Source organism: Bosea vaviloviae (genome assembly GCF_001741865.1).
In the GTDB taxonomy this organism is placed as follows: domain Bacteria; phylum Pseudomonadota; class Alphaproteobacteria; order Rhizobiales; family Beijerinckiaceae; genus Allobosea; species Allobosea vaviloviae.
Window position 1 is genome coordinate 28,651 of record NZ_CP017148.1, and the last position, 25,532, is coordinate 54,182.

General features: G+C 63.3%; 24 protein-coding genes. 14 read left to right on the top strand and 10 right to left on the bottom strand.

What is annotated here, in order from left to right:
• Nucleotides 1-34: 34 nt before the first annotated feature.
• Complete coding sequence (locus BHK69_RS29730; RefSeq protein ID WP_069694098.1) at nt 35-250, bottom strand: DUF2783 domain-containing protein; 216 nt, start codon at nt 248-250, stop codon at nt 35-37.
• A complete protein-coding gene (locus tag BHK69_RS29735; RefSeq protein ID WP_158516305.1) occupies nt 247-1,878 on the bottom strand; it encodes an FAD-dependent oxidoreductase in 1,632 nt (543 codons plus the stop codon). Before BHK69_RS29735 ends, BHK69_RS29730 begins: the two co-directional genes overlap by 4 nt.
• A gap of 186 nt (nt 1,879-2,064) precedes the next feature.
• Here BHK69_RS29735 and BHK69_RS29740 point away from each other — a divergent pair, with 186 nt between their 5' ends.
• The 7 genes from BHK69_RS29740 (at nt 2,065) to BHK69_RS29770 (ending at nt 9,461) form a co-directional block, all read left to right on the top strand.
• Nucleotides 2,065-3,201 (top strand): ABC transporter substrate-binding protein, encoded by a 1,137-nt coding sequence (locus tag BHK69_RS29740; RefSeq protein WP_069694100.1) that lies wholly within the window; start codon nt 2,065-2,067, stop codon nt 3,199-3,201.
• A gap of 81 nt (nt 3,202-3,282) precedes the next feature.
• A complete protein-coding gene (locus BHK69_RS29745) occupies nt 3,283-4,155 on the top strand; it encodes a branched-chain amino acid ABC transporter permease (protein ID WP_069694101.1) in 873 nt (290 codons plus the stop codon).
• A gap of 5 nt (nt 4,156-4,160) precedes the next feature.
• On the top strand, nt 4,161-5,105 hold the full coding sequence (locus tag BHK69_RS29750) for a branched-chain amino acid ABC transporter permease (RefSeq protein ID WP_069694102.1): 945 nt from the start codon (nt 4,161-4,163) through the stop codon (nt 5,103-5,105).
• The gene (locus BHK69_RS29755; protein ID WP_069694103.1) at nt 5,102-5,884 is read left to right on the top strand and encodes an ABC transporter ATP-binding protein; all 783 of its coding nucleotides are present in this window, start codon (nt 5,102-5,104) and stop codon (nt 5,882-5,884) included. The genes BHK69_RS29750 and BHK69_RS29755 overlap by 4 nt, the downstream gene beginning before the upstream one ends.
• Complete coding sequence (locus BHK69_RS29760; protein ID WP_069694104.1) at nt 5,877-6,578, top strand: ABC transporter ATP-binding protein; 702 nt, start codon at nt 5,877-5,879, stop codon at nt 6,576-6,578. The genes BHK69_RS29755 and BHK69_RS29760 overlap by 8 nt, the downstream gene beginning before the upstream one ends.
• Before the next feature lie 57 nt (nt 6,579-6,635).
• Nucleotides 6,636-7,724 carry a TRAP transporter substrate-binding protein gene (locus BHK69_RS29765; protein ID WP_069694105.1) on the top strand — a complete coding sequence of 363 codons (1,089 nt, stop codon included), beginning with the start codon at nt 6,636-6,638 and terminating at the stop codon, nt 7,722-7,724.
• A gap of 117 nt (nt 7,725-7,841) precedes the next feature.
• Entirely contained in the window at nt 7,842-9,461 is a 1,620-nt protein-coding gene (locus BHK69_RS29770; protein WP_244548590.1) for an FAD-binding protein, read from the top strand.
• Nucleotides 9,462-9,698: 237 nt separating this feature from the next.
• Here BHK69_RS29770 and BHK69_RS33670 read toward each other — a convergent pair whose 3' ends face one another.
• Nucleotides 9,699-10,250 carry a LysR family substrate-binding domain-containing protein gene (locus BHK69_RS33670; RefSeq protein ID WP_158516306.1) on the bottom strand — a complete coding sequence of 184 codons (552 nt, stop codon included), beginning with the start codon at nt 10,248-10,250 and terminating at the stop codon, nt 9,699-9,701.
• Between the two features lie 4 nt (nt 10,251-10,254).
• On the opposite strand from BHK69_RS33670, the gene BHK69_RS29780 reads away from it, so the two are divergent.
• The 4 genes from BHK69_RS29780 (at nt 10,255) to BHK69_RS29795 (ending at nt 13,796) form a co-directional block, all read left to right on the top strand.
• Nucleotides 10,255-10,566, top strand: a complete 312-nt coding sequence (locus BHK69_RS29780; protein WP_083269932.1) for an ester cyclase — start codon at nt 10,255-10,257, stop codon at nt 10,564-10,566.
• 767 nt (nt 10,567-11,333) lie between these two features.
• Nucleotides 11,334-12,227, top strand: a complete 894-nt coding sequence (locus BHK69_RS29785; protein WP_069694109.1) for a dioxygenase family protein — start codon at nt 11,334-11,336, stop codon at nt 12,225-12,227.
• A 16-nt stretch (nt 12,228-12,243) separates the two neighbouring features.
• Complete coding sequence (hpaH, locus tag BHK69_RS29790; protein WP_069694110.1) at nt 12,244-13,026, top strand: 2-oxo-hept-4-ene-1,7-dioate hydratase; 783 nt, start codon at nt 12,244-12,246, stop codon at nt 13,024-13,026.
• Between the two features lie 8 nt (nt 13,027-13,034).
• Nucleotides 13,035-13,796, top strand: a complete 762-nt coding sequence (locus BHK69_RS29795) for an aldolase/citrate lyase family protein (RefSeq protein WP_069694111.1) — start codon at nt 13,035-13,037, stop codon at nt 13,794-13,796.
• Here BHK69_RS29795 and folD read toward each other — a convergent pair.
• Together folD and purU are read right to left on the bottom strand one after the other, a co-directional pair.
• Nucleotides 13,789-14,664 (bottom strand): bifunctional methylenetetrahydrofolate dehydrogenase/methenyltetrahydrofolate cyclohydrolase FolD, encoded by an 876-nt coding sequence (folD, locus tag BHK69_RS29800; protein WP_069694112.1) that lies wholly within the window; start codon nt 14,662-14,664, stop codon nt 13,789-13,791. The genes BHK69_RS29795 and folD overlap by 8 nt on opposite strands.
• Nucleotides 14,665-14,667: 3 nt before the next feature.
• Complete coding sequence (purU, locus tag BHK69_RS29805; RefSeq protein WP_069694113.1) at nt 14,668-15,534, bottom strand: formyltetrahydrofolate deformylase; 867 nt, start codon at nt 15,532-15,534, stop codon at nt 14,668-14,670.
• 508 nt (nt 15,535-16,042) lie between these two features.
• Here purU and BHK69_RS29810 point away from each other — a divergent pair.
• The gene (locus BHK69_RS29810; protein WP_069694114.1) at nt 16,043-16,795 is read left to right on the top strand and encodes a GntR family transcriptional regulator; all 753 of its coding nucleotides are present in this window, start codon (nt 16,043-16,045) and stop codon (nt 16,793-16,795) included.
• On the opposite strand, the gene BHK69_RS29815 is transcribed toward BHK69_RS29810, so the two are convergent.
• The 5 genes from BHK69_RS29815 to BHK69_RS29835 form a co-directional block, all read right to left on the bottom strand.
• On the bottom strand, nt 16,784-17,497 hold the full coding sequence (locus BHK69_RS29815; protein ID WP_069694115.1) for an ABC transporter ATP-binding protein: 714 nt from the start codon (nt 17,495-17,497) through the stop codon (nt 16,784-16,786). The genes BHK69_RS29810 and BHK69_RS29815 overlap by 12 nt on opposite strands.
• Nucleotides 17,494-18,255, bottom strand: a complete 762-nt coding sequence (locus tag BHK69_RS29820) for an ABC transporter ATP-binding protein (RefSeq protein WP_069694116.1) — start codon at nt 18,253-18,255, stop codon at nt 17,494-17,496. The genes BHK69_RS29815 and BHK69_RS29820 overlap by 4 nt, the downstream gene beginning before the upstream one ends.
• On the bottom strand, nt 18,252-20,144 hold the full coding sequence (locus tag BHK69_RS29825; RefSeq protein ID WP_158516307.1) for an ABC transporter permease: 1,893 nt from the start codon (nt 20,142-20,144) through the stop codon (nt 18,252-18,254). Before BHK69_RS29825 ends, BHK69_RS29820 begins: the two co-directional genes overlap by 4 nt.
• A 106-nt stretch (nt 20,145-20,250) precedes the next feature.
• Nucleotides 20,251-21,417 carry a 4-hydroxybenzoate 3-monooxygenase gene (locus BHK69_RS29830; protein ID WP_069694118.1) on the bottom strand — a complete coding sequence of 389 codons (1,167 nt, stop codon included), beginning with the start codon at nt 21,415-21,417 and terminating at the stop codon, nt 20,251-20,253.
• 98 nt (nt 21,418-21,515) lie between these two features.
• Nucleotides 21,516-22,673: an ABC transporter substrate-binding protein gene (locus BHK69_RS29835; protein WP_069694119.1), complete on the bottom strand. Its 1,158-nt coding sequence runs from the start codon at nt 22,671-22,673 to the stop codon at nt 21,516-21,518.
• A 265-nt stretch (nt 22,674-22,938) separates the two neighbouring features.
• On the opposite strand from BHK69_RS29835, the gene BHK69_RS29840 reads away from it, so the two are divergent.
• Together BHK69_RS29840 and BHK69_RS29845 are read left to right on the top strand one after the other, a co-directional pair.
• Entirely contained in the window at nt 22,939-23,808 is an 870-nt protein-coding gene (locus tag BHK69_RS29840) for a methylenetetrahydrofolate reductase (RefSeq protein ID WP_069694120.1), read from the top strand.
• A gap of 65 nt (nt 23,809-23,873) precedes the next feature.
• The gene (locus BHK69_RS29845) at nt 23,874-25,268 is read left to right on the top strand and encodes an aminomethyltransferase family protein (protein WP_069694121.1); all 1,395 of its coding nucleotides are present in this window, start codon (nt 23,874-23,876) and stop codon (nt 25,266-25,268) included.
• The last annotated feature ends 264 nt before the right edge of the window (nt 25,269-25,532 follow it).

Genomic DNA, 25,532 nt, shown 5'->3' on the forward strand with positions numbered 1-25,532 from the left:
GTGGACGGACTATCGCTGGGCCTTCCCTTTCAGGCTACAGCTTGATCGAGACCGGAAGATGGTCACTGGGCGCACCGGCGGCGTCAAGACAGGCGCGCAGTACGTTCCGGTCTGCCACCTGGTTGGCCAGCAGAAAGATCAGACGGATATTGAACGCAGCGCTTTCCTCAAGAGTCAGTCCCTCGTGCTTCCGGCAGAAGGCCTCGTAAAAATCATCGGGAGCCGGAATGGCGATTGTTTCGACGTTCATTCCCCGGCTCCTTGATTTTCGGCCGTACCAGCCCCGAGAGCCGCCGCGAGTAAAGCGTGAACGCTATCCTCGCCGACTTCGTCCAGATGCCCGGCGATATGGAGATCCGGCCGGATCAGCACCGCCTCGTGCCGGGACAGGCCGAGCCGCTCGCTCAGCTCCCCAGCCGGGTCCCTGATGTCGGCTCCGTCTCCCTGGCCGATGGAAAGGACCTTCAACATCGCATGTTCCGGCGCGGGCGTGGCGGGATTGCGCGTAAGCAGAATGAAGCTCGACCCGTCCCTGACGAGATCGACGAGGGTGCCCGAGCGACCGTCAGCATAGCCGATGCGCGCATTGGGGACGGAGCCTCCGCCTCCAAAGGCGATGAAGGGGGACGTCGGATACGCGAAGGCCTCGGACAGCCTGCCGGTGTTGACGAGGGCTCGGGCGAACGGGTAGCGCCGTGCCAGCGCGATCACCTGCTCCTGAATGAGACGCTCCTGGACCGTCGTGGGGGAGACGAAGCGCAGGCTGCGGGAGGCGATCTTGGTGTTGTGGATGGCGGCGGCGCGGCGCTCCGCGTCGTAACTGTCGAGCAGTCGCTCAGGCGCCAGTCCCGCCAGCACCAGCGCAAGTTTCCAGCCGAGGTTGTCGGCATCCTGGATGCCGCTATTGCCGCCGCGGGCGCCGAAAGGCGGAAAGACGTGGGCGCTGTCGCCGGCAAAGAGGATGCGATCCCGGCGGAAATCGTCGAGCAGATGGGTTCGCGAGGCCCAAGGGCCATACCAGACGAGATCGAAGGCGACGTCGGGACCAAGCAACCGCCGCAGCAGAGCGTGACAGGTTTCCTCGCTCGGCTCCGTGTCGTCGCCGGCATCGAGCTGAAAGTCGATCCGCCAAATCCCGTCAGCCATCGGGTGGCGCCACACGGCGCGCCCGTCGTTGGCGCGCGTGCGGATCCAGGTCCATCTTTCGTCGGGAAGCGCGTCGGCAAATCGTACGTCGCAGATCAGCCAGCGCTCGGTGCCTTTCGCAGGATAGGTCGGCAAGGCGAGACAGTTGCGCAGCGTGCTGTTCAGTCCCCCGCAATCGACCACCCAGTCGGCCTCGATCTCGTAGCGGCCTCCGGACCATTCGACCTCCAGCGTGACGAAGTCATCGTTCGCGCGCACCCCGGTCAGCTTGTTGCCCCAGCGGATGTCGGTCAGCGGATGTCCGTGCAGCCGCTCGGCGAGAAACCATTCGACGTAGAACTGCTGAATGTTGAGGAAGGGCGGCTGGCAGGACAGATTCCCGCGCGCAGCGTCGAAGGAATAGACGACCTCGTCCTCGACCAGCGACCGTCCGATCGACCAGGCGACCCCCTTGGACGCGATACGATCGAAAACGCCGAGCCGGTCGAATATCTCGAGGCTCTTCTGCGCATAGACGATGCCCCGCGAGGCCGAGCCCCGGACGCCGACCGTGTCATCCTCGTCCAATAGAACGACATGCTGCCCACGGGCCGCCAGATCGCATGCCAGCGTGAGGCCGCTCAATCCGCCGCCCACGACCACGACCGGGTGGCGGGTCCGCGCCCCTCCGTCCAAGGGCGTGTAGGTGGCAAAGGTCGGTATCCGGTACCCGTCCCGAGTGCTCTCGATCACGAAGCATGACCTCCTCATGGCTACGGATTGACGTTCGCCGCTTCGACACCCAGCGACCCAAGGTCGCCGATAGCGCGTAGCCGACCAAGAAAGCGTCCCCTCAGAAGGGGGACATTGCGGCCGGCCCGACCGTCTTAACTGCAATCAATTAATCCGGCGATCGAACCGGTTCTCAGGGAGGGAAACATGCGAGCACTCGTTCTTGCGGGGCTTTTGTCCGTGGCTGCGGCTCCAGCTCCAGCTCAAGACACCGTGACAATCGGGGCAGTGCTGTCGGTGACGGGCGCGGCCGCCTTCCTTGGAGAGCCCGAGGAAAAGACCCTGCGGATCTATGTCGACAAGCTCAATGCCGAAGGCGGTCTGCTCGGCAAGCAGATCAAGCTCGTGATCTACGACGACGGCAGCGATGCCAACAAGGCCCGGACCTTCGCGACCCGCCTTCTGGACGACGGCAAGATCGCCGCGATGATCGGCGGAACCACGACCGGCGCTTCCATGGCGATGCTTCCCGTGTTCGAGGAGCGTGGCGTCCCGTTCATCTCGCTTGCCAGCGGCATCAGCATCATCGAACCGGTGCGCAAGTTCGTCTTCAAGGTTCCGCACACCGACAGGATGGCTTGCGAGCGGATCTTCGAGGACATGAAGGCACGCGGCCTTTCGAAGGTCGGCCTGATCTCAGGCAGCGACGGGCTCGGTCAGTCGATGCGCGATCAATGCGTCGCCGTCGCGCCCAGGTTCGGCGTGCAGATCGTCGCCGACGAGAAATACGGCGCACGCGACAGCGACATGACGGCCCAGCTGGCCAAGATCAAAGCGGTGGCCGGACTCCAGGCCGTCCTCAACGCCGGCGCAGGGCAAAGCCCCGCCATCGTCACCCGCAACTTCGCCCAGCTCGGCTTCTCGAACGTCGCGCTGTATCAGAGCCACGGTGTGGCCTCGAAGAGTTTCATCGAGCTGACAGGCGCCGCCTCGGAAGGCGTTCGCCTCCCCTCTGCAGCGTTGCTGATCGCGGGCCAGCTGCCCGCCTCGGACATCCAGAAGCCCGTGGTGATGGCTTACAAGCAGACCTACGAAGCGGCCACCGGCCAACCGGTCTCAACGTTCGGCGGACATGCCTACGACGCGCTGATGATCGTGGCGGACGCCGCGAAACGGGCCAAATCCCTCGACCCCGAAAAGCTTCGCGACGCGATCGAGACGACGAAGGAGTTCGTCGGCACGGGCGGCGTCTTCAGCTTCGACAGCCAGGACCATCTCGGCCTCGGGCCCTCCGCCTTCAAGATGATCGTCATCAAGAACGGCGATTGGACGCTGGCCAACTAGGCCGCCCCCCGAACTGCTACCGGCACCACGACCGAACCGCCGAGTCGAACCTCAACGCATCACGTAGACCGGGCAAGCGTCATGGCTGAACTGCTACAGTACCTCGCGACGGGCATAACGATCGGGTCGGTCTATGCGCTCGTCGCCCTGGGGTTCACGCTGATCTACAACTGCTCCGGCATCGTGAATTTCGCGCAGGGTGAGTTCGTGATGATCGGGGGCATGGTCACGGTTGCCCTCACAGCGTACGGGCTGCCCCTCGAGGCGGCAGCAGCCGGCGCGGTGGCCGTGGCGATCATGGTCGGCATCGCGATCTACATCTTCGCAGTCGCACCAGCCGCACGCGCGTCGCCCGTGACGATCATCATCATCACGATCGGCGTCTCGATCTTCCTGCGCGGCTCTGCCCAGATCCTGTTCGGCAAACAGTTCCATGGCCTGAAGCCGTTCCTCACCGAGGAGCCGGTCATGATCTTTGGCGCGGCCGTGCAGTCACAGGCCTTCCTTGTCATCGGCGGGATGGCGGCGGCATCGCTCGTCTTCTGGCTCCTGCTGGAACGGACGCTGGTCGGCAAGGCGCTGCTGGCCACGGCTGCCAACCGGCTCGCGGCCCAGTTGGTCGGAATCGACCTGCGGCGCATCATGCTGATCGCCTTCGGCGGGTCTGCCGCGATCGGAGCGATCGCGGGCATTCTCGTCACGCCGATCACCCTGACCAGCTACGACGTCGGCACGATGCTCGCACTGAAAGGCTTCGCTGCTGCGATGCTGGGCGGGATGGGCAGTCCTCTCGGCGCCGTCGCGGGCGGCCTGCTGCTCGGCCTCGCCGAGGCGCTTGCGGCCGGGTATCTCAGCTCCGCCTACAAGGACGCGATCGCGTTTCTCGCCACCTTCGCCGTGCTCCTGCTCGCGCCCAACGGGTTGCTCGGGCGGCGCAGCATCAATCGCGTGTGAGCCAAATGCCCTACCGCCTCAGCGACCGTCACCTCGTCGTCGCCGCCCTGGCCGGCGTCATCGTCCTGTTGGGTTGGCTTTTGCCAAACGCGTATTTTCTCCGGATCGCCACCCTCGTCTGGATCTTCGCGCTCGCCACGTTGGGGCTGACGGTGCTTATCGGGCAGGCGGGTCAGGTCAGCCTCGGACAGGCCGGCTTCTTCGGCATCGGCGCCTACAGCGCCGCGATCCTCCCAACCCACTTTGGCGTGTCGCCGCTCGTGACCCCTATTGTCGGCGCGTTCATTTCGGGCGCTCTCGCCTTCGTTGTCGGCCGGCCGATCCTGCGCTTGAAGGGACATTATCTTGCCATCGCGACCCTTGGCCTCGGCTTCCTCATCAGCATGGTGTTGACGAACGAGGCCGGCTGGACTGGTGGGCCCGACGGGATGCAGGTGCAACGACCTGTGGTCTTCGGCATGAACCTCCGGCAGCCCGCGGCCTGGTACTGGATCAGCGCGATCAGCTTGCTGATCGGTGGCTGGCTCGTGCTGAACCTTGATGGGACCACGACAGGCCGAGCCTTTCGCGCCCTCCGCGACAGCGAAGTTGCTGCCAGCGTGATGGGCATCGACGTCAGCCGAATGAAGCTGCGCGCCTTCGTCCTCGCCGCCATCTATGCCTCGTTCGCCGGGTCGCTGCTGGGCCTCTCGAACGGCTTCGTCACACCTGACCAGTCCAGTTTCCTGCAGTCGGTCGAGATGGTCACCATGTCGGTCCTGGGCGGGGTTCATTCCGTGGTCGGCGCGATCGTAGGTTCGGCCATACTGGTGCTCCTGCCGCAGATGCTGACCGTCATGCAGGATTACGAAACCCTCGTCCTGGGCGCGATCGTCGTCGTGGTCATGATCTTCCTGCCTGGTGGCGTCGTGCCGGCACTTGCCGCACTCACGAAACGGCGGACGCGATGAACATCTTGCGCGCCCACGACGTCTCGATCGCCTTCGGCGGCGTAAAGGCCCTGAACGAGGTCGGATTCGACGCGATTCCCGGCGAAGTCCTGGCGATCATCGGTCCCAACGGGGCCGGAAAGACGACGCTTTTCAATGTCGTCTCAGGTCTCTATCGGCCATCGAGCGGACACGTAGAGCTCAATGGCCGGGACATCAACGGACTGCCGCCCCATCGGCTCGCGGGCATGGGGCTGTCTCGGACCTTCCAAAATCTACAGGTCTTCACGGAAATGAGCCTGCTCGACAACGTGCTGGTCGGCCGTCATCTGCAGGAACGCCACAGCTTCCTCGGCGACCTGCTGCGCCTTCCGAGCGTAGCGAGGCAATATGATGCCAGCAAATCGCGGGCCGCAGAGCTCGTCCGTCGAGTAGGCTTGGAAGCGCAGACATCGGCAATGGCAGGAACCCTGCCCTATGGCGCCCTCAGGCGGCTCGAGATCGCCAGGGCGCTTGCGACCGAACCAAAGGTTCTCATGCTCGACGAGCCTGCCGCGGGGTGCAACCCCGCAGAGACGCGCGAGCTGGGCGCGCTCATCAGATCGCTGGCCGACGATGGCCGGGCCGTGGTCCTGGTCGAGCACGACATGCGCCTCGTCATGTCGATCTCTGATCGTATCGTCGTACTCGATCGAGGGCGCGTGATCGCCAAGGGCGCGCCGGCCGACATCCGTTCGAACGCAGCGGTCATCGAAGCCTATCTCGGCCGCCTCGGTGCAGAGGAGGCAGCCCGTGCTTGAGGTCTCCGGAGCGTCGGGCGGCTACGGCCCGATCCAAATTCTCCATGGCCTGTCGCTGCGCGTCGACAAGGCCGAACTCGTTGCCTTGGTGGGTTCAAACGGCGCCGGCAAGACGACGCTGCTGCGCTCGATCTCCGGCCTGCAGCCACTGACGTCCGGGGATATCCGTCTCGACGGCGAGCCGATCCGGCACATGCCGGCCCATCTGCGCGTGGTCCGCGGCCTCGCCCATGTGCCGGAGGGCCGACAGGTCTTCGGGCCCCTCTCAGTCGAGGACAACCTCCGGCTGGGAGCCTATCTGGACCGGAGCGGCGCCGTCGCGCGGAAGAGGGACCGCGTCTTCGATCTGTTTCCGGCGCTCGCGGAGAAGCGACATGCGGCGGCGGGGGGCTTGTCGGGCGGGCAGCAACAGATGCTCGCCATTGGGCGCGCCCTGATGTCCTCTCCGCGGGTCTTGATGCTTGACGAGCCGTCCATGGGGCTCGCCCCCAACTTGGTCGATACCATTCTCGACATCGTAGGTCAGCTCACGCGCGACGGCATGGCCATTCTCCTGGTCGAGCAAAATGCCGTGGCCGCGCTTCGCATCGCAACCCGAGGCTATGTCATCGAGACCGGACGGATCACGCAGGCCGATACCGCCAAAGCGCTGTTGGGGGACGAACGCTTGCGAGCGGCGTACCTCGGCGAATGACGACCGGGCGATAGAGGTGCATCCGTCGAAAATGAAACAACCTGAGGAGGAACGGACATGAAGAGGCGCGAAATCCTTACAGCCGCGGCGGGCGTCGCCGCCGCATCCGTGATGGCACGGCCCGCGATCGCGCAAGGCCGCCCCAAACTGAAATGGCGCATGGTATCGAGCTTCCCAAAAAGCTTGGACACCAGCTTCGGAGCAGGTGTCTTCCTTGCGAAGCGCGTCTCCGAACTGACCGAGGGCGGTCTGGAGCTGCAGGTCTTCGCCCCCGGCGAGATCGTCGGGGGGCTCGAGGCCCTGGATGCCGTTTCGAACGACACGGTCGAGTGCTGCCATTCCGTGAGCTTCTATGGCTTGGGGAAGGACATCAGCTTCGCCGTAGGATCGGGCCTACCTTTCATCTTCAACGCTCGCCAGCTGCAGGCGTGGACGTTCGAAGGCGGAGGCCTGAACCTCATGAACGAGTTCTACTCCGGCTTCAACCTATGGGGTCATCCCTGCGGCAACACCGGCGCGCAAATGGGAGGCTGGTTCCGGAAGGAGATCGCCACGCTGGACGATCTCAAGGGTCTGAAGATGAGGATTGGGGCGATGGGAGGCCAGATCCTTTTGCGCCTAGGCGTCGTGCCTCAGCAGATCGCAGGCGGCGACATCTATGCCGCTCTGGAGAGAGGTACGATTGACGCAGTGGAATGGTCCGGCGCCTACGACGACGAGAAGCTCGGCTTCGCCCGGGTAGCGAAGTATTATTATTCGCCCGGCTGGTGGGAAGGCGGCCCCATGCTGCATTTCTTCGTCAACCTGAAGCGCTGGAACGATCTTCCCGCCTCCTACCAGGCCGCGCTTACGTCAGCTTGCCACGAGGCCAACAACCGGATGCTGGCCCAACTCGACGCCCGCAATGGAGCCGCACTGAAGCGGCTGGTGGGTACCGGCGTCCAACTGCGCCTGTTCTCGAAGGAAATCCTCGACGCCTGCTACAACGAGACGATGAAGCTCTACGACGAGCTCTCAGCCAAGAACCCAAAGTTCGCGAAGCTGTACGCCAGTATCAACGCCATACGAGGCGACATGCTCCTCTATCAGCGAATTGCGGAGCTTCCATACGACTCGTTCGTATACTCCCGCTCGTCGGGCCGATGACGCATGGATGCGATAGGACAAACGGGCATGTCGTCGCCTTCACCGTCCCGTGCCGATCCACCAGGCGTCGAACGGCATGTGTGCGACGTACTCGTGGTCGGCTCCGGAGCGGGAGGCATGGCCGCGGCGGTGACCGCAAGGCTTGCTGGACTCGACGTCCTGTTGGTCGAGAAGACTGATCGCATCGGTGGAACGACCGCGCTTTCCGGCGGGGGACTGTGGGTCCCCGCCAATCCCCTGGCTCGGGCGGCGGGCGTTGAGGACGACGTCGATGACGCCCGCCGCTATGTCGAGAGCCTCGCCGGGAACCATGTCGATCACCCGTTGCTCGATGCATTCCTCACTGCCGGACCGGAAATGGTCTCGTTCTTCCACGCGAACACCGACGTGCGGTTCGTCAGCGCGACCAGGTTTCCCGACTATCATCCCGGTCGTCCCGGTGCCGGTACGGGGCGCACGCTACTGACCGAACCTTTCGACAGTCGGGAGCTTGGCGAGGCTCGGCCGATGTTGAGGGAACCGTTGCGGCAAATGACGCTCGGAGGAATGACCCTGGCATCAGGCGACGAGCTCTGGCACTTCCTGAGGGCGTCGCGATCCGCGCGCTCCGCGCTCTATGTTGCCCGCGTGATGGCTCGCCATCAGCTGGACAGGATGCGCTACGGCTACGGGACCCGCCTAACGAATGGCAACGCGCTGGCCGCACGCCTGCTGAAGACCCTACTGAGGCTTGAGGTCAAGATCTGGCGGCGCGCACCCGTCACAGAGCTATCGGTCGATGGCGATTCCCCGGAGGCCTTGGTCGAGCACGACGGCGCACAAGTGCGGGTCGAGGCCCGGCGGGGGATCGTGCTCGCATGCGGGGGATTTCCACACGACCAGGCGCTGCAGCAACGTCTATTTCCGCACGTTCGCACCGGAAGCGAGCATGCCTCACCCGCCCCGGCAGGCAACCAGGGCGATGGGCTTCGCCTCGGCGAGGCAGCGGGTGGACTTGTTCGTTCCGATCTGGCCCATGCTGCTGCCTGGGTTCCGGTTTCCGTTATCTCGGAACGAGAAAGATCGGTCTTCCCTCATCTCGTGGATCGACAAAAGCCAGGTTTTATCGCCATCGACCGCAGCGGCCGCCGTTTCGTCAACGAGGCAGAATCCTATCACGCGTTCGTTCCTGCCATGGTGGCTGCAACCCCGCCCGGCATGTCCGTGTTGGCCTACCTTGTCTGCGACCAGCGGGCGATCCGGAAATATGGCCTCGGTTACGCCAAGCCGTGGCCCTTGCCGCTCGGCCCACACCTGAAATCCGGTTATCTCAAACGAGGGAACACTCCGGAGGAGCTCGCAGCGCATCTGGCTGTCGACCCGAACGTATTTCGCGAGACGATCGACCGCTTCAATGCGCGGGCCGAGGTCGGGCAAGACCCCGAGTTCGGACGCGGAAGCACGGCGTATAACAAGTTCATGGGCGATCCCTCGCACGCTCCCAACCCGTGCCTGGCACCGCTTCGGACTCCACCATACTACGCGGTGTGTCTGGAAATCGGCGATCTGGGTACCTTCGCCGGCCTCAAGGTCGATGCCCACGCGCGGGTTCTGGACCGGAAGGGGCGTCCGGTCGGCGGTCTCTATGCCGTCGGCAATGATATGGCCAGCGTACTGGGTGGCAGCTACCCGGGGGCGGGCAGCACGCTGGGACCCGCCATGGTATTTGGTTTCCTCGCGGGGCGGCATCTTTCGTAGGTCACGAGACCTCCTCTAATCGCCTGGCTCAAAGGCCCGCTTCGGCGTTCGTGCGGCGGGCCTCGAAGAAATTGGCATGCGGGACGAGCAAAGCCCAGCCTCCACATAGGCTGACACCGCCTGCTCGCGAGCACGAATTACGCCGAGACCGCCCATCACCATGTATTTGATCTCGACGACCTCATCCATGCCGTGCAGCGAGCCCTCGCTAACAAGCAAATCTCACGACGCATTCTGCTAAGCTCGCGATGCATACCTGTCGATGTTATCGTGAACTAGCTTCATCAAGCTATCCCTCGTGGGGTCACGCGAACCTGCCATCCATGCGGCGGCGAGAGGCAGACGACCTGTCGTATCCTCCTCCTCGAGAATCAAGGGAATGTATGTGACGCCAGCAAGTGACATGCCCGAGATCCAACGAGGCACGAGCGCGAGCCCAAGCCCTGTCGACACGACATGTATAATTGTCTGCTTCTCGGTCGCAATTTGCGCTATACTTGGAACTCGCCCAAATTTTTCGAAGAGCTTGATCGTGACGTCATGACTGTGCGGGCGAGACCGCCGATCGGGAACGATCAGAGGCTCATTCATGATGTCGCTTATTGACAATTTCTTGCGTCTGGCAAGCGGATGAGTCGATGGAACTGCCACAATAGGCGTTTCGTAAAGAAGATGACAAAAATCGAGGGTTGGCGGCACGTGTATAGGCGGCCTTAAAAACGCGACATCAACTCTGCCGGACATCAGTTTCGGCAAAAGTCGAATAGTTTTCTCTTCAACAAGTTCCACCTCGATGTCAGGTCGTATCTGTCGAAATGTCCGTTGGGTGATCCGATCGCTGGGCAACTATACGTCCGACATCCTTGTCATGATCGAGGAGGGTCATAGGGTGTCGGCAAAGCTGCGCTTTCACGGCCTTCACCGCGAGGCCATGTTCGGTCATGCGGCGACAGGGCGTCACGTTTGGTGGAACGGGACGCCGATTTTCACCTTCGAAAGCCGCAAAGTTCGAGATTTGTGGGTTCTCGGGGACATCCAAGGTCTGATCGGACGCATTACTGAAAATGGCCCTGGAGACATCGAATTCGAGGTCGCCTCGCGCTGACCCCAAAACTGGGGGGTGGCCGGTCCGGCCGAACGTCCTACGACGCGCGCCGCCCTGCTGGGGCTCTATCCGCCAAGCCTTGAGAACAGGCCCGCTAACAGGCCATCAAGGCCGAGGGCTGAGAACTGCGACGGTCGGCGGCGAGCGGCGCCATCGTCAGCACGGCTCCGGCTTGCGGAGCATGCACGTTTCCCGCCACGTAATTGGCCGAAGCCACCCAACGCCTCGATAGGGAACCCATCGACGGGTGATCGACGGCATCAGACGACCTTGGCCGCCGCCGCATCAAGCATGAGTTCGCCGACAAGATAGCCGCGTCCGTTCCATCGCATCGCTTTACGATCCCAAACCTCGGCACGCGCGGCCCGAACGACTGGGCCTCGTCATGGGCTAGGCCGCGCTGGATCCTAAACGGATCGAAAGAGGCGTTCAGATCCTTGGGGACGTGGTTTCGCGAACCCTGCCTGCCTCAGGATAGAGATAGAGTGGGCCAGTCCCGTTCGGTCTTCGTCACCCTCTGTTCCCTTGACCTTCGCCGCTGGACAGGCCGCCCGCAAACCAGCGGCAGAATGCCGAAGGTAACTCTTTAAAATCGATTTATCTTCGAGCCGAATGATGCCGCGTCATGAAAAATCCCCGACATTTCCAAGGAAATTAGACATTATTGGCCCTATTTTCGGCGTGGCCGCGTAAGCACGCCCACGACGCAGGCAATCGCCTTGACAAATAATCGATTAAAAAAGAAGGTTTGGGCGAAGGAGTGAGACATGCTCATTGCAAGCGAGGCCGACGTAACTACCGCTACCCTGGACGTGATGGCGCGCACCGACGATCTACGACTGCGCGAGATACTGGTGTCGCTTGTTCACCATCTGCACGGCTTCGTCCGGGATGTGAGGCTGACGGAAGCGGAATTCCGGGAGGCCGTTGCGGTCCTCAACGAGGTCGGCCAGCTCGCTTCGGACACGCACAACGAAATGATGCTGATGGCAGGTTCGTTGGGCATCTCGTCCCTTGTCTGCCTGCTCAACAATGGCGATGGCGGAAACACCGAAACGTCGCAATCGCTGCTCGGCCCGTTCTGGCGCCTCGACTCTCCCCGGGTGGAGAACGGCGGCTCGATTCTCCGGTCCGACACCCAGGGCGACCCGCTTTTCGTGACGGCGCGGGTGATCGATGGCCAAGGCCGACCTATCGCTGGCGCGGAGGTCGATGTCTGGCATGCCTCGCCGGTGGGCCTGTACGAAAACCAGGATCCCGAACAGGCGGAGATGAACCTCCGCGGCAAGTTCACCACCGACGGAGACGGCCGCTTCTGGTTCCGGTCCGTGATGATGATCGGCTATCCGATCCCGACCAGCGGGGTCGTCGGGCGTCTTCTGAAGGCGCAGCGCCGCCACCCGATGCGGCCCGCACATCTGCACGCGCTGATCTTCAAGCCCGGCTTCAAGGTGTTGATCTCGCAGGTCTACGATCCCAACGACCCCCATATCGACTCGGACGTTCAGTTCGGCGTGACGCGATCGCTGATCGGTGACTTCGTACGGCATCAGGAGCCGCATCCGGTGCAGCCGGATGTGGCCGGACCCTGGTATTCGCTCGACTACACCTATGTCATGGAACCGGGCGAGGCGATCCTGCCGCGCCCCCCGATTCGCTGAGACGAAGGACCAACCCATGCTGACGGAAGACGAACGGCGCGAGGCCGCCGCCGCGATCCTGCGGGCCGAACGGGACCGCGTCCCCTGCCCTCAGCTTTCGCGCACCTACCCGCATATGGAGATCGAGGATGCCTACCGCGTGCAGGACATCTGGGCCCAGGCACGCATCGACGCGGGCGCACGGGTCGCCGGTCACAAGATCGGCCTGACCTCGCGCGCCATGCAGATGGCGTCGAAGATCAACGAACCCGACTATGGACGCATTCTCGACGACGCCTTGTACAATGACGGCGCGCAGATCCGCGCCGACCTGTTCATCAAGCCCAGGCTGGAGGTCGAACTGGCCTTCGTGATGAGCGAGGATCTGCAGGGTCCCAACTGTCGGATTTACGACGTCCTGCGCGCCACGGAGTTCGTCGTGCCGGCGCTCGAGATCATCGACTACCGGACCGAGGTACCGCGCGCGATCGTCGATACGATCGCCGACAATGCCGCGTTCGGGGCGATCGTCGTGGGCGGCCGGCCGATCCGCCCGATGGACGTCGACATCCGCTGGATCGGCGCGACGTTGGCGCTCAACGGCATCATCGAGGAATCCGGCGTTTCTGCCGCGATCATGGGTCATCCCGCCGCCGGCGTGGCCTGGCTCGTCAACAAGCTGCACGCCGTCGGCGCCAAGCTCGAGAAGGGTCAGATCGTGCTGGGGGGATCGTTCACCCGGCCGGTGGACATCAAGCGCGGCGACGTGGTGACTGCCGATTACGGTCCGATCGGTGCGATTTCCGTTTCATTCGTTTGAGGGCTGCCATGGAACTGCCTCGCAATCGCTTCAAGCATGACTTGCTGGCCGGCCGCCAGCAGATCGGGCTCTGGTGCTCGCTTCCGGGGTCGTATGCGGCGGAAGCCGTCGCAGGCGCCGGATATGACTGGTTGCTGTTCGACACCGAGCATTCGCCCGGCGACCCCCTGACGGTCCTCCCCCAACTTCAGGCCGTAGCACCCTACGATGTGTCGGCGGTGGTCAGGCCAGCGTCGAACGATGTCGTGCTCATCAAGCGCTTTCTCGACTTTGGAGCACAGACGCTTCTCATCCCATATGTCCAGGATGCCGACGAGGCCGCCGCAGCCGTCGCGGCCACTCGCTATCCGCCGGCGGGTGTGCGCGGAGTGTCCGGGCTGACGCGGGCGACCCGGTTCGGCCGGATTCCCGGCTACGCAAAGCGCGCCACCGAAGAACTCTGCGTGCTCATCCAGATCGAGACGGTCGAGGCTCTGCAACAGATCGAGCGCATCGCTTGCGTCGAAGGCGTCGATGGGTTGTTCATCGGCCCCGCCGATCTCGCCGCCAGTCTCGGATATGCCGGCGAGCCCGGCCATCCGTCGGTCGAGGCCGAGGTTCTCGCTGCCATCAGCCAAATCCGCGCGGCGGGAAAACCCGCCGGCATCCTGACGCCGGACGAGGCGTTCGCGCGCCGTTGCATCGCGGCAGGCTCGTCGTTTACCGCTGTAGCGATCGATGCCGGAATCCTTGCGCGCGGAACCGAGGCCGTCGCGGCCCGGTTCAGATAGCGGCGGCGCCCGAACGCTGGCGTGCGGCCTTGAGCGTGTTTTGCAGCAGGTAGGCGATCGTCATCGGACCGACGCCGCCGGGGACGGGCGTGATGGCTCCAGCCCGGTCGCAGACCTCGTCGAAAGCGACGTCTCCAACCAGCCGGTATCCACCGTCTCTCGCAATGCGGTTGATGCCCACGTCGATGACGAGCGCGCCGCGCTTGATCCAGTCGCCGCGAACCATTTCCGGTTGGCCGGCCGCTGCGACGACGACGTCCGCGGTGCGGCAAAGGTCCGCGATGTCGCGGGTGCGGGAATGGGCGATCGTGACCGTGCAGTTCTCGCCCAGAAGCAACTGAGCGAGGGGTTTTCCGACGATGTTGGACCGCCCCAAAACAACGGCATGCGCACCCGTGAGGTCGGGTTCGACGCTCTTCAGCAGATGGATGCAACCGAGCGGCGTGCAGGGCGACAGGGCGCGCGTATCGCCCGTCGCAAGGCGGCCGGCATTGATCGGATGGAAGCCGTCGACATCCTTGGCGGGATCGACCGCCGACAGAAGCGCAGTCGCGTCGATGTGAGGCGGAAGTGGCAGCTGGACCAGGATCCCGTCCACGGCGAAGTCGTCGTTGAGAGTCTCGACCAATCGCATCAGCTGGTCTTGCGACACAACTTCTGGAAGTCGATGCTCGAACGACTGCATCCCGGCGTCGACGGTTTGCCGCGCCTTCGCGCGGACGTAGACGGCGCTGGCGGGATCGTTTCCGACGAGCACGACGGCAAGGCCGGGCGTTCGGCCAGTCTTGCCGAAAGCCTCGACTTTCTCCTTGAGCTCAGCCCGCAACCCCGCGGCTATGGCTTTGCCATCGATGATACGAGCTGACATGGCTTAGTCCCGGAAAACGACGGTCTTGGACCCGTTGCGCAAAACCCGACCGTCGAGATGCCAGGCTATCGCCCGGGATAGCACGCGCCGTTCAATGTCGCGTCCCTTGCGAACGAGATCGTCTGGCGTGTCGACGTGCGATATCCGCTCGACGTCCTGCTCGATGATCGGGCCCTCGTCGAGGTCGGAGGTGACGTAGTGGGCCGTCGCCCCGATCAACTTGACGCCCCGCTCGAACGCCTGGTGATAGGGCTTGGCCCCCTTGAAACCCGGTAGGAAGGAGTGGTGGATGTTGATGCAGCGATCCGCGAGCTTCGTTGCCAGATCGTCCGAAAGGACCTGCATGTACCGCGCCAGGATCACGAGGTCGGCACCCCGTTCCTGGACGACCCGCCAGACCGCCGCTTCCTGCTCCGGCTTCGTCTCTTTGGTGATCGGCAAGTAGTCGAACGGGATGTCGCCGAACTCGTGGGCCGCGTAGGTCTCGCGCGGGTAGTTCGCGATGATGCCGACGATCTCCATGTCGAGTTCGCCCATCCGCCAGCGATACAGGATATCGGTCAGGCAGTGATCGAAACGGGAGACCATGATGACGACGCGCTGCTTCTCGCGGCGCGGACGCATCGTCCAATCCATGCCGAACGTCGTGGCGACCTCGGCGAAGCTCTGGCGAAGTTCATCCGGCGATGCCGCATCGGATAAGAGACCGAAGCGGACACGCATAAAGAAGCGCCCGGTCTCCTCGTCGTCGAACTGCTGGGCGTCCTGGATGTTCGCGTCGTGCAGGAACAGGTGCGTGGCGACTTTCGCCACGATGCCCGGGCGGTTTCGGCACGACAGGGTAAGGAGATGCGTATCGGTCGTGGTCATTTGATTTCCCCCGCGCGATCGCGCGTACCTCCGGCGCATGATCTGGGCCGCCTAGGCGTCAATAAAAATCGATTTCTTTGGCAAGGCAGTCGCACACGAGCTGCACATGAGTTTCATCGCCCCGCGCTTGTGAGAGCAAAATTCCATTGCATATTTAGATGCCATGCCCACTCTTATTTCCGAGCCAGGCCCAGCTGATTGCCGCTTTCGTTCTCTTCAATAATCGATTATATGTCAACACCCGGACGAACCAGAGCTGGCAGCGGGTTGCTGCCGGTGCGGCAAGAGGATGCCGGCTGCGCTGTCGCACCGACATCGGGTTTGCTAAGCAGGGATGTTCAGCGGCCAGATGTTAGGTCGCCAAGTGGCAGGTGGCGGGCAACGCCATTGGGAACGGTCAGTCGGCTCCGTCGAGCCAAACAACCGGAGGAACTCCGTGGCGAAGGCCAGTCGCACCAAAGCTTCACATTCCCCTTCGGTTGATGGGCAGCAACTGGCTACCTCGGCGATGCCCGCTGCCGGCGGGAGCGGGGAGAACGGCAAGAACACGATCTCGACGCGCCTCGTCTCGCGGATGCGGGAGGCCATCCTGCAGGGCGAGCTTCCGCCGGGTTCGAAGATCAACCTCGACAAGGCACGAAGAACATTCGACGTAAGCCTGAGCCCGATGCGGGAGGCTCTGGCCCGGCTGACCTCGGTCGGCCTCGTCGAACTTCACGACAATCGCGGTTACTCGGTGGCGCCCGTATCGCTGGCGAACCTGCGAGAGATCACGCAACTCCGCGCCGAGTTCGAATGCCTCGCCCTCGACATCGCCATGCAGAACGGCGACCTCGCCTGGGAAAGCGGGATCACGAGGGCGTTGCACAAGTTGAACCGCATCCATCGCGAGGCGTCTGATACGGCGAGCCTCGAAGCCTGGGAGGATGCCCACCGGGACTTCCACCTCACCCTGATCCAGGGGTGTGGCATGCCGATCCTGCTCAATTTCTGCACGACGCTGCACAATCTGAACGATCGCTACAGGCGGATTTTCCTCACCCGCACTGGAGGCGACGCCGACGTCGAGCAGGAGCACAATCAAATCGCCCAAGGCGCCGTTGCCCGCGATCGGGACTATGCGCGCGACAGGCTGCGCGAGCACATCCTAAGAACCGGACGCAATTTGCAAAATGCGTTGTCCGACGAACGCGCGGGCGCAATCCTCGCTCCTGGCCAACCCAAGCGCAGGCGGTCGGCAGGAGCTAGGTCAGACGCTTAGGTAGCGCCCCTTGAGAGAGGGCTCGGACAGGAAAGCCTGCGACGGCCCCGACCACACCGTACGCCCCTTCTCGATGATGTGATGTCGGTCCCCGACTTCCATCATCTGCCGCAGGTTGCGGTCTATGACCAGGATCGAAAGACCTTCTGACTTCAGCTGGCGCAACGCGCTCCAGATGACATCGCGCACGATCGGGGCCAATCCTTCCGTCGCCTCGTCGAGGATCAGCAGATCCGGATTGATCATGAGCGCGCGGCCGACGGCGAGCATCTGCTGCTCGCCGCCGGAAAGCTGCGAGCCCCAGTTGCCGAGCCGCTCCCCAAGGCGGGGAAACAGCGCGAGCACGCGCTCGAGCGTCCAGGGATCGGGCCGACCGGAACGGTTGGCCGCCGCGGCGACGAGGTTCTCCCGAACCGTCAGGTTGGGAAAGATGCGGCGGCCTTCGGGAACGAGCCCGATGCCCATCCGCCCCAAGAGGTGCGAGGGCGTCGACCGAATGGACCGCCCCTTGAAGATGATATCCCCGCCCAAGGTCGGAAGCTGGCCGGTGACCGCGCGCACGGTCGTCGTCTTGCCCATGCCGTTGCGGCCGAGCAGTCCCACCATCTCGCCCGGGCCCACCGTCAGCGAGACGTCGAACAGGATCCGGGACTGTCCGTAGGAAGCCTGCACCGCCTCCAGCCGCAGCAAACTTTCGGTCATGCGGCGTCTTCCTGTTCATGCCCCAGATAGGCTTCCCGCACGCTGGCGTTCGATCTGATTTCCTGGGGTGTGCCGGAGGCTACGAGGCGTCCGCCGACGAGAACGCTCACGGTGTCGGCCAGGTTGAAGACTGCGTCCATGTCGTGCTCCACGAGGACGATCGTGTAGTCGGCCCGCAGGGAGCCGAGGAGGTCGATCATGCGCTCGGCCTCAGCCGGTCCCATGCCCGCCATGGGCTCGTCGAGCAGCAGGACGCGCGGCTGCATCGCCAAGGCGATCGCCAGCTCCAGCTGCCTGCGCTGGCCATGCGACAGCACCCCGGCGGGGACATCTCCGAAATCGGCAAGACCGGTTTGTTCCAGCACGGATCGCGTGGCGTCCGCCAGCGCCCGCACGCGTCGCGGCGCCTGCCAAAAGCGAAAACCATGTCCTTCCCTGATTTGAGCCGCGACGACGACGTTGTCGAAAACCGAGTAATCGTCGCAGACGCTCGTGATCTGGAAGGACCGCAGGATGCCTAATCGGGCCCTCCCGCCCAGGTCGGCCGACGTAACGTCGCGTCCCTCGAAGTGGATCTGCCCCGCCGTTGGCCTCAACTCGCCCGAAAGCTGTGACAGCAAGGTCGTCTTGCCGGCGCCGTTGGGCCCGATCAGGGCATGGCAGGTGAGCTCTCGTATCGCCAGCGTCACGTCGTCGGTTGCGGTGAGGCCGCCGAACCGCTTGGTCAGTCCCCTTGCTTCCAGGATGGTCGCCGTCATGTACTGCCACCCCGCCCCAGCACCAATCCGAAGAGCCCGCGTCGCGCAAGCAGGACGAAGACGATGAGCATCGGGCCGAACACGATCTGCCAATGCTGCGTCCATTCGCTCAGGGTGAATTCCAGCATGAGATAGGTCGCCGCCCCCACGACGGAGCCGAACAGCGTCCCCAGGCCTCCGAATATGGCCATGATCAGGATGCTGCCCGAGCGGGTCCATGACAGGTCCGCCGGGCTGACCAGCAGCTCGCTATTGGCCAACAGCACGCCGGCGATGCCTGCGATCACACCCGAAATGACGAAGAGCAGAAGCTTGTAGAAGTAGGTCCTGACCCCGAGCGCCCTGACGCGTCGTTCGTTCTGCCTGCAGGCCTGCACGATCATGCCAAAGCGCGAATTGACCAGACGCCAGCATAGCAGGAGGCACAGCGCCAACAGACCGAGTGCGAGGTAATATAGCGTTGGCCGGTTTCCGAGGTCGATGAGCGGCAGGGTCGAGCGTTGCGAGATCTGCAGGCCGTCCTCGCCCCCGTATATGCTGGGGGTGCTGGCGAGATAAAACAGCATCTGAGCGAAGGCCAGCGTGCTCATGATGAAGTAGAGACCGCTCGTCCTGAGCGCGATGGCCCCGATCACCAGTGCCATCGCCGCCGCGCTCGCGATCGCCAGCGGCCAGGCGACCAGCGCGTCGTGCGTGCCTGCCAGCACGATCGGCCCCAACGCCAAGGGCTCGCCGTGGTCGAGGTGCCAGCCGAGGATCGCGACGGCATAGGCGCCCGTACCGACGAATGCGGCATGACCGAAGCTGACCAGGCCGCCGAAACCCGCGACGAGATCGAGGCTCAGGACCATCAGCGCAAAGATCACGATCCGCAGGAACAGCCTCAGAAGGAATGGGTCGTCGAGCCAGGTCGAGAGCGTCGGCACGAGCGCGAGCGCGATCATGCACAGTCCCACGACCGACGCTGTCACACGTTGCCGCGACTTGGAGAGCGACCAAAGGATCGTGACCCGGTTTCCGTTGTCGCGAGCCTCGACCTGCGGCGGAGCCGACGCCGCAAAAAGGCCTTGTGGCCTGACGAACAGAACCCCGGCCATGAAGATGTAGATTGCAATCGTCGCGATGGCGGACGGCAGGAAAAGGCGGCCGAGCGTGTCGATGAGGCCGATGACGATCGCGGCGTAGAAGGCGCCCTTGAGAGAGCCGATTCCGCCGACCACGATCACGACGAGCGCCATGATGAGGATGTTCTCCCCCATCCCGACGTTGACGGAGTAGAGCGGCCCCGACATCAGGCCAGCCAAGGCGGCCAGGGCCGCCCCGAAAGCGAATACGAGAGAGTAAAGCCACGTGATGTTCACGCCAAGAACGGCGATCATCCCGCGATCCGAGGCGCCGGCCCTGATGAGCATCCCAAGGCGCGTCCGCATCACGACGAACGACATTCCCGCTGCCACGACGAGCCCCACGCCGATCACGGTCAAGCGAAAGAGCGGATATTGGAGCCCGGGCAGCAGCGTCACGCTCCCATTGAGCAGTTGCGGGATCGGAGACGCGAGTGGTTGGGGACCGAAAATCAGTCGCATGGACTCGTTGAAGAGGTAGATGAGTCCGAACGTCACCAGCACCTGATCCAGATGGCTACGCGCATAAAGCCGCCTGGCACAGACGTACTCGACGGCCAGGCCTGCAACGGCGGCGCAAAGGCAAGCCCCCACCGCGGCGATGACGAACGATCCCGTCCATAGCTGGAGCGATACGGCCGCGAAGGCCCCGATCATGTAGAACGAGCCGTGCGCCAAGTTGACGAAATTCATGATGCCAAGGACCAGGGTCAGGCCCGACGCGATCAGGAACAACATCACGCCGGACTGGAGGCCGTTGAGCATCTGTTCGATAAGGAGTGGCAATGTCATCGATGACGTTTCCTCAGCGTCCCGAGCCGTCGCAGTGACAGCGTCTTGGGCTCCGGCCAGGTGGCGCCAGCATGCGCGCTCAGTTCAGCGGAAGCCCCGTGTAGTTTTCCGCGAAGGACAAAGCCGCATGCCGGTTTTCCACGATGTGCCTGAGAGCCGCGAGGTTAAGCGCTTGCTCGAAAGGACTGTCCGACACGTGGAGGGCATGGGTGATCCATGCCGAGAACCGCTGCACCTGCCAGACGCGACGCAGGCATCTCTCGGAATAGCCGTCGATGCCCGATCGGTCGCCATTCCCGAAATACCGCTTCAGCGCGTCGCCTAGCACCGCGACGTCCGCGGCAGCCAGATTGAGCCCCTTTGCTCCGGTCGGCGGCACGATATGGGCGGCGTCACCTGCGAGGAACAAGCTGCCATGCCGCATCGGCGCAGCGACGAAACTGCGTAGATGGATGGTCGAACGCTGGGTGATCGCTCCCTCGCGTAGAGGCACGGGTTCGCCGTCGCGCAACCTGAGATCGAGCTCCGACCAGACCTGGTCGTCCGACCAAGCTTCCGCATCAACATTCATCGGCACCTGAGCGTAGATGCGACTGACGGTCGGGGAGCGCATCGACATCAGCGTGAAGCCGCGTTCATGCGCCGCGTAGATCAGCTCATGGCTAGGAGGCGGTGTTTCCACCATGAGGGCGAGCCACTTGTAGGGATAGTCCTGCTCCCAGATCCTCAGGTCCCCGGAAGGCAGCGCCTGCCTGCTCGGGCCATGGAAGCCGTCGGCGCCGACGACGAATCGGCATGCGATGGTTTCGCGTGCGCCATTCCGCTCGACCGTTATCGTGGGCGCGTCCGAATCTATGCCGCTCAGCTCGACGACTGGGGTTTCGAAAAGGATCGGATCGCCGGCGCCTAGCCTCGCGGACACGAGATCGGCGACGAGCTTGTGCTGCGGATAGATCGTGATACCGCGACCGACCAGTTCCATGAGATCGAGGCGATGAGTTCGGCCCTCGAAGCGGAGAGCAGTACCCTCGTGGACGATGCCCTCCTTGAGCGCCCCATCCGCGACGCCGGCCTCGCGCAGGATGTCCACGGTCCCCGCCTCGATGACCCCAGCCCTGATCCGGTTCTCGATATAGGCCCGGCTGCGGCTTTCGACGACGATACTCTCGATGCCGGCACACTTCAGCAGCTGAGCAAGAAGCAACCCGGCCGGACCGGCGCCAACGATGGCGACTTGAGTCTTCATGTTTTGTCAGTTCCGCGAGCCCGGGTGCCAGCCTGGGCTCCGGAAGTTTCCATGTCGTTCCATCGAGGGTCGTCGCACGCGGCCGCTATCGGCGCAGCTCAATCCTTGATCGGACATTTCTCGGCCAACTCGTCCTTGAGATTGGGCAAGGTGGCCCTCACCGTGTAGCTCAATCCCGTGCTCGATCGCTCGATCTTCGTGACGTAGAAGTTCTGGATGGGAAACTGGTTCGAGGCGAAGCTGAATGCTCCTCGCACGGACGGGAAGGGCGTCGTCTTCATCGCCGCCCGGAGGGCGTTCATCTCGGTCTTGCCGCCATTGCCTCGCAAGGCGGCATCGAGAAGGACGGGGAGGTCGTAGGCCTGGGCCGCAAAGGCGCTCGGCGTCCGACCATATGCCTCGCGGAAGGAGGTGACGAAGCGCTTGTTTTCAGGATTGTCGAGCTGTTCGGTCCACAGGCTGACAACGTTGGTCCCTGCAACCTCTGGCCCGACCTGCGTCAACATGATGTGATCAAGCGCCAGATAGGATCCGACCACCCGATCCATGGCGTACCCGACCTGGGTGAGCTGCTTCAGAAAGTTCACCCCGACCTGGCTGGGGTAGAAATAATAGAGCCCATCGACGTCCAGGGCCTTGAGGGAGGTAATCTCCGCGGCGAAGTCCTGCTGGGACGGCGGCGTGTAGATCTCCTTGACGACCGTGCCGGGAAAGGCCTGCTTGAAACCTGCCGCGAGGTCGCGCGCGCCGGGCGTGTTCCACCCCATCATGGCGATTTTCGAGAATCCGAGCTCCTTCGCCGCCATGCCGGTGGCCCGGCCAATGGTCTGGTTCTCGAAGCCCAGGACGAAGAAATTGGGACTGCACTTCTCTCCGGCGAAATCGGAAGGTCCGGAGTTGATGCTGACGAGGAGACGCTTGGCATCGCTGACCGGCTTGGCGGCGGCCAGGAGCATATTCGTGATGATTGGACCCGTCACGAGATCGACGCGCTCCCGTTCGACAAGCCGTTCTGCAGCCTGCCGAGCGACGTCGGGCTTCTCCTGATCGTCCGCGACGATCACTTTCACGTCGTTACCGGCGATCTTCCCGCCCAGATTTTTGATGCTGAGGTTGAAGGCGTCGATCATATCGCGAGCAACAGGCGCCTGAGAGCCGGTCACGCTCGTAACAAAACCGATCTTCAGCTCGGCGGCGGGCGCCAGCGCAGGCAATGACGCCGATGCCAGAGCGAGAAACAGGGTCCTGATCTTCAAAGCAACCTCCCTATCGTTATTTTGGGCGAAGCTAGCCACGGACCCGAAACCCGTCAACAAAAATCGATGAAATTGCCGATACATGTTTCGTGCACCTCGCCAAAATGGCCCGCACCACCCTACTATGGCTTGTTATAGCGAGAGATGGCGGCGCTTGCCGCGCATCAGCGAACGGTGTAGAACACAAAAAATCGATTATCATGCGCTGCACCCGCAGCGATAACGATCCGGCGCCTCGTGCCGGCGTCGATGGCGAGATCTTCGGATGAGCGACTCCTATCTTCAGCCCGCTCGAAGCTACGGCACGCTGGGCAGCCTGATCGAAGGCTTCTCGCTGGAAATGACGGCGCGAGACGCGGACGTCCTCGCCGAGGCCGTCGGCGACTTGCCGGCCGCCACGCGGATCGCCGTCACCTATCTGCCCGGCGAAGAGATGGCCGCGCGCGTGGCTGCCGCAGCATCGATCCGGAACTATGGCCACATACCCGTCCCGCACATCTCGGCCCGCCGGCTCACCAGCGTCCTGGAGCTGGAAAGTTTCCTGGACCGGCTTTCCATCGAAGCGTCCATTGATCGCGCCTTCGTCGTCGGCGGCGATCTGCGCGCGCCTGCAGGTCCCTATCCCGATGCGAAGTCCGTGATCGCATCGGGCTTGCTGGCGAAGTACGGCTTGTCGAGAATTGGTGTCGCCGGGTATCCCGAGGGGCATCCGTCCATATCGGAGCACGATCTGATGCTCGACTTGCGCACGAAACTCGCGATGTTACGCGATCTCGGCCACGAAGGCGTCGTGAACACCCAATTCTCGTTCGATGCGGAGGCCATCCTGCAGTGGCTCGAAGCGCTCCGAAACGACGGCGTGACGGCCACGGTTCGGGTGGGCATCCCCGGCCCGACGACGGTGAAATCGCTCTTGCGGTTCGCGGCGCGGTGCGGCGTCGGGGCATCCACTGCGGTGCTGCAGAAATACGGCATATCGCTGACAAAGCTGCTGTCGCCGGTCGGACCGGACCGACTGCTTGCAGAACTCGGCGCTCGGCTCAACGCCGAAAGGCACGGCGACGTGAGGTTGCATTTCTATCCATTCGGCGGGCTGGCTGGGACGGCACGCTGGGCGAAGACGCTCGTCCGCTGACGATACGCTGTGTCCGCCGGCTTTCGTCGAATCAAAGAAACATCGAATAAGAGGCAGGAAACGCAATGAACCAAGTCACGGGACAGCCGTCGCTCGAGGAATTTCTGAAGGGCATCCCCGATCTCGTCGATTACTTCTACAACGACACCACCGCACCCCACAGCAAGGACCGATCGGGCCTGACACCGGTGCCGGCCGAGTTCGGCAACTGGGTCGACGAGCAGAAGGCCTGGCGCGACGGTGCGGTCCTGTTCGACCAGTCGCATCACATGCCGGAGATGTTCCTCAAGGGACCGGACGCCTTTCGAATGCTCAACCGCATCGGCATCAACAGCTTCGACAAGTTCGTACCGGGCAAGGCCAAGCAATTCGTCGCGTGCAATCACGATGGGCACATGATCGGCGAGTGCGTCTTGTTCTATCTGGCCGAGAACAGCTTCGAGCTGGTCAGCGGCATGCACATGCAGAACTGGGTCGAGTACCACGCCACGACCGGCGGCTACGACGTGACCATCGAGCGCGACCTTCCCACCTCGGTTAACCCGCGAGGCCGCACCCAGTTTCGTTTCGGCCTGGATGGACCTGCGTCGGACGAGATTTTCGCCGCCGTCGTCGAGGGGCCGGTGCCGAACATCCCCTTCTTCAATTTCGCCCGGGTCAGGATCGCGGGTTGCGACGTGTTGGCGCTTCGGCACGGCATGGCCGGGGGCCGTGGCGTCGAGCTGGGGGGCCATATCGCGGACGGCCCCAAGGTGCGAGAGGCCTTGCTCAACGCGGGCGCTACGCTCGGACTGCGGCCCGGCGGGACCTCCGCGTATTTCAGCGGCAACACGGAAGGCGGCTGGATGCCCTATCCGCTGCCGGCCGTCTATACCGGCACCGAGCTTAAGGCCTACCGCGAGTGGCTGCCTTCGAGCTCGTGGGAGACCAGCTCTCAACTCGGGGGCAGTTTTCGCGCCCAGAAGATCGAGGACTACTACGTCACGCCATGGGACATGGGTTACGATCGGATCTTGAAGTTCGATCACGATTTCATCGGTGGCGAGGCTCTTCGGCGGGCGGCGGAAGGCCCACGCCGGACGGCCGTGACCTTGGTCTGGAACGTGGACGATGTCGTCGACATCTTTCGGTCCCAGCTCGAAGACGAGTTGCCTTACAAGCAGCTGCGCTTCCCGATGGCTTCCTACAGCTTCCAGCAAAACGACGAGGTCCGCGACGCCAGCGGCGATCTAATCGGCCTTTCGAATTTTTGCGGATACAGCGCCAACGAACGACGGGTCATGTCGCTCGCGAACGTCGCTCGCGACAAAGCTACGCCGGGGTTGGACGTCACGGTGACCTGGGGCGAACCCGACGGTGGGTCACGCAAGCGCCACGTCGAGCGGCATCGGCAAAAGATCGTTCGTGCGCAAGTCGCGCCTTGGCCTTACGCAATGGCGTCCCAGCGCCGTCCGACGTGAAGGGCGCGTCGCGATAAAATCCGGCGGCAGGCACTGGCTGGGGCATCTTTGTTTCCCTCAATGCCTGCCGAGCGGCCCACAGCATTCTTTGCCATGCACCCAAAAGCTGGTCGGCCCAATTGAACTAAGCGCCGAATCTGGCCCAAACTCCTACACCATCACGCGCAGAACATCCGTCGACCTCCGCCCACTCACAAACAATATAGTTTGACATCCAACTTTTGGAGACCATACTAGAAATCAGAGGGCGCACCTCGACCATCC

Excerpts from the sequence above, each read along its gene's own strand:
- BHK69_RS29755 (WP_069694103.1), top strand. The coding sequence starts at position 5,102 with ATGAACATCTTGCGCGCCCACGACGTCTCGATCGCCTTCGGCGGCGTA.
- purU (WP_069694113.1), bottom strand. The coding sequence starts at position 15,534 with ATGACCACGACCGATACGCATCTCCTTACCCTGTCGTGCCGAAACCGC.
- hpaH (WP_069694110.1), top strand. The coding sequence starts at position 12,244 with ATGCTGACGGAAGACGAACGGCGCGAGGCCGCCGCCGCGATCCTGCGG.
- BHK69_RS29845 (WP_069694121.1), top strand. The coding sequence starts at position 23,874 with ATGAACCAAGTCACGGGACAGCCGTCGCTCGAGGAATTTCTGAAGGGC.
- BHK69_RS29810 (WP_069694114.1), top strand. The coding sequence starts at position 16,043 with ATGCCCGCTGCCGGCGGGAGCGGGGAGAACGGCAAGAACACGATCTCG.
- BHK69_RS29825 (WP_158516307.1), bottom strand. The coding sequence starts at position 20,144 with ATGCTCAACGGCCTCCAGTCCGGCGTGATGTTGTTCCTGATCGCGTCG.
- BHK69_RS29830 (WP_069694118.1), bottom strand. The coding sequence starts at position 21,417 with ATGAAGACTCAAGTCGCCATCGTTGGCGCCGGTCCGGCCGGGTTGCTT.
- BHK69_RS29840 (WP_069694120.1), top strand. The coding sequence starts at position 22,939 with ATGAGCGACTCCTATCTTCAGCCCGCTCGAAGCTACGGCACGCTGGGC.
- BHK69_RS29745 (WP_069694101.1), top strand. The coding sequence starts at position 3,283 with ATGGCTGAACTGCTACAGTACCTCGCGACGGGCATAACGATCGGGTCG.
- BHK69_RS29780 (WP_083269932.1), top strand. The coding sequence starts at position 10,255 with ATGTCAGGTCGTATCTGTCGAAATGTCCGTTGGGTGATCCGATCGCTG.
- BHK69_RS29785 (WP_069694109.1), top strand. The coding sequence starts at position 11,334 with ATGCTCATTGCAAGCGAGGCCGACGTAACTACCGCTACCCTGGACGTG.
- BHK69_RS29770 (WP_244548590.1), top strand. The coding sequence starts at position 7,842 with ATGGCCGCGGCGGTGACCGCAAGGCTTGCTGGACTCGACGTCCTGTTG.
- BHK69_RS29815 (WP_069694115.1), bottom strand. The coding sequence starts at position 17,497 with ATGACCGAAAGTTTGCTGCGGCTGGAGGCGGTGCAGGCTTCCTACGGA.
- BHK69_RS29820 (WP_069694116.1), bottom strand. The coding sequence starts at position 18,255 with ATGACGGCGACCATCCTGGAAGCAAGGGGACTGACCAAGCGGTTCGGC.
- BHK69_RS29730 (WP_069694098.1), bottom strand. The coding sequence starts at position 250 with ATGAACGTCGAAACAATCGCCATTCCGGCTCCCGATGATTTTTACGAG.
- BHK69_RS29750 (WP_069694102.1), top strand. The coding sequence starts at position 4,161 with ATGCCCTACCGCCTCAGCGACCGTCACCTCGTCGTCGCCGCCCTGGCC.
- BHK69_RS29765 (WP_069694105.1), top strand. The coding sequence starts at position 6,636 with ATGAAGAGGCGCGAAATCCTTACAGCCGCGGCGGGCGTCGCCGCCGCA.
- folD (WP_069694112.1), bottom strand. The coding sequence starts at position 14,664 with ATGTCAGCTCGTATCATCGATGGCAAAGCCATAGCCGCGGGGTTGCGG.
- BHK69_RS29740 (WP_069694100.1), top strand. The coding sequence starts at position 2,065 with ATGCGAGCACTCGTTCTTGCGGGGCTTTTGTCCGTGGCTGCGGCTCCA.
- BHK69_RS29795 (WP_069694111.1), top strand. The coding sequence starts at position 13,035 with ATGGAACTGCCTCGCAATCGCTTCAAGCATGACTTGCTGGCCGGCCGC.